4 protein-coding genes are annotated in these 5,399 nt (G+C 68.8%); 3 read left to right on the top strand and 1 reads right to left on the bottom strand.

Annotated elements, in window-relative coordinates:
- Nucleotides 1–7 precede the first annotated feature (7 nt).
- Complete coding sequence (locus MJ783_RS03775) at nucleotides 8–940, bottom strand: heme o synthase (RefSeq protein WP_239308513.1); 933 nt, start codon at nucleotides 938–940, stop codon at nucleotides 8–10.
- A gap of 583 nt (nucleotides 941–1,523) precedes the next feature.
- On the opposite strand from MJ783_RS03775, the gene tal reads away from it, so the two are divergent.
- The 3 genes from tal to MJ783_RS03760 form a co-directional block, all read left to right on the top strand.
- Entirely contained in the window at nucleotides 1,524–2,633 is a 1,110-nt protein-coding gene (gene tal, locus MJ783_RS03770; RefSeq protein ID WP_239308512.1) for a transaldolase, read from the top strand.
- A 152-nt stretch (nucleotides 2,634–2,785) separates the two neighbouring features.
- The gene (gene zwf / locus MJ783_RS03765) at nucleotides 2,786–4,318 is read left to right on the top strand and encodes a glucose-6-phosphate dehydrogenase (protein ID WP_239308511.1); all 1,533 of its coding nucleotides are present in this window, start codon (nucleotides 2,786–2,788) and stop codon (nucleotides 4,316–4,318) included.
- A 107-nt stretch (nucleotides 4,319–4,425) separates the two neighbouring features.
- Nucleotides 4,426–5,399 (top strand): glucose-6-phosphate dehydrogenase assembly protein OpcA (locus tag MJ783_RS03760; protein WP_239308510.1); only part of this gene is annotated, 974 nt, incomplete at its 3' end.

Here is a 5,399-nt window from a genome sequence, read left to right as displayed (position 1 = left end):
GCTCAGCTCAGGAAGCGGTGAGCGCCGCGACCGCGACCGCGACGAACAGAAGCGTCAGATAGGTGATCGAAATATGGAACAGCCGCATCGGCTGGATGTCCCCGCCCCGGCGGACCTGGCGGACCAGCCGGTGGGCCTCGAACAGGAACCAGCCACCGAGCGAGGCGGCCACCGCCAGATACGGCCATCCCGTGTGGGCGATGGGGACGAGCAGCAGGGAAGCGGCCACCATGACGTACGAGTAGCCGAGCATCCGCCTGGTCACCACCGCGGCAGACGCGACGACCGGCAGCATGGGGATGCCCGCCGCGGCGTAGTCGTCCCGGTACTTGATGGCGAGCGCCCAGAAGTGCGGGGGCGTCCAGAAAAAAATCACGGCGAACAGCAGCACAGCGGGCCAGCCGACCGTCCCTGTCACCGCCGACCAACCGATGAGCACCGGGAAGCACCCGGCCGCGCCGCCGATGACGATGTTGGACGGGGTACGACGCTTGAGCCCCAGGGTGTAGACGAAGACATAGAACACGATCGCCCCGTCGGCGAGCAGTGCCGAGACCCAGTTGACAGCAAAACCGAACAGGGCCGTGGCGGCCACCCCGAGCATGATCCCGAACCGCAGCGCCTCCGCCGGAGTGACGCTTGCCCGGACGAGCGGCCGTCGGCGCGTCCGGGCCATCACCTCGTCGATGTCGCGGTCTATGTAGCAGTTGAACGTGTTCGCGCTGCCCGCCGCGAAGGTCCCGCCGACCAGGGTCGCGAGCACCAGCCACAGGGACGGAAGACCACGTTCGGCCAGCAGCATCACCGGTACAGTTGTGATCAACAGCTGTTCGATGATCCGCGGCTTCGTCAGGGCGAGGTAGGAGCGGGCCAGTGCTCCGGCCGGGCGCCGGGACTTCACCGGGCCCGCCGGCCCACCGGGCTCAGGCTGCGCGGGCATGTTCCGCTGCGGCAGGCTGGAAACCGGTGTGGACGCGGCCAAGGCGGACAGGACGACCTCGCGATCGGCGGGAGAGGAAGAGCACCCGCGCAGGCTCAGGCCCCGCGGCCGGGGCTCACAACATGGTTCTACGACGTGTCGGAGTCTAACTGCCGGATGCCGTGCCCGGCACGCGACCCACCGACAAACAAGATCACTATTCGGCCAGAAAAGATCACAATTTCGGGTCACGACCGCGGTACAGGACGCACCGGACCAGCGCCAATACACGACCTTCGATCACCCAAGGCTGCCACGGGCGCACATCAGACGAATAAATTCTCAAACAGAGGTAGCGGAAGGATGGTGTTCTCGCTAACTTTCCCACTCTGCCGCGAGTATCCGGACGCTGGGATGAGGCGACCGAGAGAGGGTAGAGCCATCATGGTGGCACGGCGGCGGGGCCTGCGCGACGGTGCCCCGTGGGCAGGCCGCGACCTGCCCGCAGCTGCCGCCGCGGTGGTCGGCGTGGCCGTGCCCGTACGGTGCGGCCCGATAGTGCCAGACCATGTACCAACGCCCGTGGAGAGGACGTCACACCGCGATGACCGACACCTTGGCCCAGCTTTCCGCCGCCGGAGTGGCGGTCTGGCTCGACGACATCAGCCGCGACCGCCTACGCACCGGCAACCTCGCCGAGCTGATGCGCACCCGGGCCGTCGTCGGCGTCACCAGCAACCCGACCATCTTCCAGAAGGCGATCAGCGGCGGGTCCGCGTATGACGAGCAGATCCGCGATCTCACCATCCGCGGAGTGGACGTCGGTGAGGCCATCCGGGCGATCACCGCGGCAGACGTCCGCGCCGCCTGTGACGTACTTCGCCCCGCCTACGAGACCAGCGCGGGCGTGGACGGCCGGGTGTCGATCGAGGTGGACCCGCGGCTGGCTCATGACAGCGAACGCACCCTGGCCGAAGCCCGAGCGCTGTGGTGGCTGGTCGACCGGCCGAACCTGTTCATCAAGATCCCGGCCACTCTCGCCGGCCTACCGGCGATCACTGCCACCCTCGCCCAGGGCATCAGCGTCAACGTCACCCTGATCTTCGGGCTGAACCGTTACGAGGCCGTCATGGACGCGTTCATGACCGGCATCGAGCAGGCCCGGCAGGCCGGCCATGACCTGTCCGCCCTCGCCTCGGTGGCGTCGTTCTTCGTCAGCCGGGTGGACAGCGAGGTGGACCGCCGCCTGGAAAAAATCGGCACTGAGGGGGCTCGGGCGCTGCGGGGCAGGGCCGCGATCGCCAACGCGCGGCTGGCCTACGAGCGATACGAGCAGGCCTTCGCGACCCCGCGCTGGTCGGCCCTTGCCAAGGCCGGCGCCAAGCCGCAGCGGCCGCTGTGGGCGTCGACCTCCACGAAAGACCCGGCACTGCCAGATACGATCTATGTCAAGGAACTGATTGCCCCGGGCACGGTCAATACGATGCCCGAGGCCACGCTGCACGCCTTCGCCGACCACGGGGTGGTCAGCGGCGATACGGTCAGACCGTACTATGAGGACGCCCGCGCGGTGATGGCCCGCCTGACCGAACTCGGTATCTCCTTCCCCGACGTGGTCGAGGTGCTGGAGCGCGAGGGCGTGGAGAAATTCGAGGATTCCTGGAACCAGCTGCTCACGGCGGTGGAGGGCCAGCTTGACGCCGCCGGCGGCTGACCCGGGGCGAGGCGTCCCGCCAGCGGCGGCCGGCGGCTCGGGCGCTCTTTGCGGACCCGCGGCGACAGGTGCCGCCGTTGCTGCCGTCGTTGCCGTCCGGCGACGGTTCTGAACCTGCCCACGATGATTCTGGACGGACAGAGGGGGTTCGGGTGACACCGACGGTGAACACCAACCCACTGCGAGACCCGCGCGACCGCCGCCTGCCGCGGCTGCCTGACCCGTGTGCGTTGGTGGTCTTCGGGGTGACCGGTGACCTGGCCCGCAAGAAGCTCATCCCAGCCGTCTACGATCTGGCGAACCGGGGCCTGCTGCCACCGGGTTTCGTACTCCTCGGGTTCGCCCGGCGCGACTGGACCGACAGCGATTTCGCGGAAATCATCCGGGAGGCCGCGGCGGAGGGGGCGCGGACACCGTTCCGCGAGGAGGTGTGGGAGCGCCTTGCCGCCTCGATAAAGCTCGTCCCCGGATCGTTCAACGACGACCACGCGTTCGACACCCTCGCCCAGACGCTGCTCGACCTCGAGCACACCCACGGGATCCCGGGGAACGCGGCTTTCTACCTGTCCATCCCACCCTCGGCCTTCCCCGTCGTCCTCAAGCAGATGCAACGCACCGGCATGGCATCCAACGAGGCGTCCGGGGGCTGGCGGCGGGTCGTGGTCGAAAAGCCCTTCGGCCACGACCAGGAGTCGGCCCGCGCGCTCAACGAGCTGGTCGACGAGGTCTTCACCCCCGAAGACGTATTCCGCATCGACCACTATCTGGGCAAGGAGACCGTCCAGAACCTGCTGGCGCTGCGATTCGCCAACACCTTGTTCGAACCGATCTGGAACTCCCACTTCGTGGACTCCGTCCAGATCACCATGGCTGAGGACGTCGGTATCGGCTCACGCGCCGGGTTCTACGACGAAACCGGCGCGGCCCGTGACGTCCTGCAGAATCACCTGCTGCAGCTGTTGGCGCTGACCGCGATGGAAGAGCCGGTGAGCTTCAACGCCGAGGCCATCCGGTACGAGAAACTCAAGGTGCTGCGGGCGGTCTCGCTGCCGGCCGATTTCGCCGGCTACGCCGTCCGCGGCCAGTACGAACAGGGCTGGCTCGCCGGCCGGCGGGTAAAGGGCTATCTCGAGGAAGACGGCGTCCCCGCGGAGTCCCGGACGGAGACCTACGCCGCCGTCCGGATCGGGATTGAAACCCGCCGGTGGGCTGGTGTGCCCTTCTACCTGCGCACCGGCAAACGGCTGCCACGCCGGGTGACGGAGATCGCCGTGTCGTTCAAACCAGCGCCGCACCTGCCCTTCAACACCACCGACACCACCGAGCTCGGCCACAACCAGCTGGTGGTCCGGGTCCAGCCGGACGAGGGCGTGACGCTGAAATTCGGGTCCAAGGTGCCGGGCTCGGCCATGGAGGTCCGCGATGTCGCCATGGACTTCCTGTTCGGTGAGGCGTTCACCGAGTCGCTGCCCGAAGCCTACGAAAGGCTCATCCTCGACGTGCTTCTCGGGGACGCGACACTGTTCCCGAACAACGCCGAGGTGATCGAATCGTGGCGGGTGATCGACCCGATGGAGGATTACTGGGCGAGGACCGTCCCGTTCCGCTACCGGGCCGGCAGCTGGGGCCCGGCCGCCGCCGACGAGATGCTCGCCCGGGACGGGCGTCGCTGGCGGCGGCCGTGAGGCCGGCGAGCGCGATCGCTCCCCCGCCAGCGGCTGGAGCGCCCGGTGGACTCTGAAGGACCGTGGACTCTGAAGGACCGTGGACTGAAGGACCAGGGAGGCGACCTATGACGACCCTGTGGGACACGACCGGCTCCGACGTTGTCAGGGCGTTGGCGGCCGAGCGGCGCTCGGCCGGCGCGCTCGCCTTCGGCCTGGCGCTGACCCTGGTGGTCGTGGTGGACGAAAAGCACGTCGGTGTCGCTGAGAGCGCCGCGACCACGGCGGCGGCGGCCCACCCGTGCCGGCTGCTCATCGTCGTCCGGCGCCAGCTGGACGCCGCCAGTTCGCGGTTGGACGCCGAGGTCTCCATCGGGGGGCGGCTCGGGCCGGGTGAGGCTGTGGTCATGCGCATGTTCGGGCGCCTCAGCCTGCACGCGGAGTCGGTGGTCCTGCCGTTGTTGGCACCGGACGCGCCAGTGATCACCTGGTGGCACGGTGTCCCGCCGGACCACATCGCTTACGATCCGCTCGGGGTTTTCGCCGACCGACGAGTCACCGACACGTCCGCGGCGGACGATCCCGTCGCCGCGCTGCGCCAGCGGGCGGCGGACTTCGCCCCCGGCGACACCGACCTCGCCTGGACGCGGCTGACCGCCTGGCGGACCCTGATCGCCGCCGCCTTCGAGTCGCTCACCGAGAGGCCGCGGGCGGCCACCATTGCCGGCGGCGACCGCGACCCCAGCGTCTGTCTGCTGTCCGGGTGGCTGTCCGACCGTTTGGGCCTACCGGTCAGCGTGGAGACGAAGTCGCACCACGGGCTTGCCGAAGTACGTTTTGATCTTAATGACGGCGAACTGACGGTTGCCCGGCAGGACTCCCGCACCGCTGTGCTGAAACGGCCCGGCCAGCCCGACCGGGCCGTGCCGCTGGCCGAACGCGGTCTCGGCGATCTGCTGGCCGAGGAGCTGCGCAGGCTTGACCACGACGGGCCCTACGCGGATGCGCTGGCCGCCTGGAGCACGGTCAAGGGGCTGGCAGCTCGTTCCCCGGTGCGCGAGCACATCTGGCGCGACCCGATGGCGAGCAGCGTGGACAGCCC

Origin of the sequence: Protofrankia sp. Cj3 (assembly GCF_917627355.1) — a bacterium.
GTDB lineage: Bacteria > Actinomycetota > Actinomycetes > Frankiales > Frankiaceae > Protofrankia.
Note: the sequence above shows the minus strand (reverse complement) of the source record. Positions and strands in the feature narration are given on the sequence as shown.